At 34.2% G+C, this 383-nt stretch carries 1 protein-coding gene; it reads right to left on the reverse strand.

Going from position 1 to position 383, the window contains the following annotated elements; translation table 11 throughout:
- Positions 1-383, reverse strand: a 383-nt coding sequence (locus EZH24_RS13575; protein ID WP_272897913.1) for an Asd/ArgC dimerization domain-containing protein, incomplete at both ends; no start/stop codon positions are given.

Consider the following 383-nt stretch of genomic DNA (forward strand, 5'->3'; position numbering starts at 1 on the left):
AATTTTGAATCCTTATAAAATTCTTTATACAAATTAAAAATATTTTCCAAAGAATTTTTATCTTTTAACTTTGCGTATATAGTCGACAAAATTCCTCTATTAAGCGCAAGCAAATGAGGAACGAAAGTAATTTTAATATCTTCGCCGTATATATTCGATAAAGTCTGCTCGATTTCTGGAGTATGACGATGTTCCGCGATTTTATAAGGAGCAAAAGCTTCGTTGCATTCGGCAAAATGAGTATTCAAAGTAAGCTCTCTTCCCGCTCCAGTGGCTCCCGATTTTGAATCGATTATTATATCTTCTTTTTCGATTATTTTATTTATTAAAGCGGGAGTTAAAGCAAGCCCAATAGAAGTGGGATAGCACCCCTGGATTTCCGA

Source organism: Brachyspira catarrhinii (genome assembly GCF_005518285.1).
Taxonomy (GTDB): Bacteria; Spirochaetota; Brachyspiria; order Brachyspirales; family Brachyspiraceae; genus Brachyspira; species Brachyspira catarrhinii.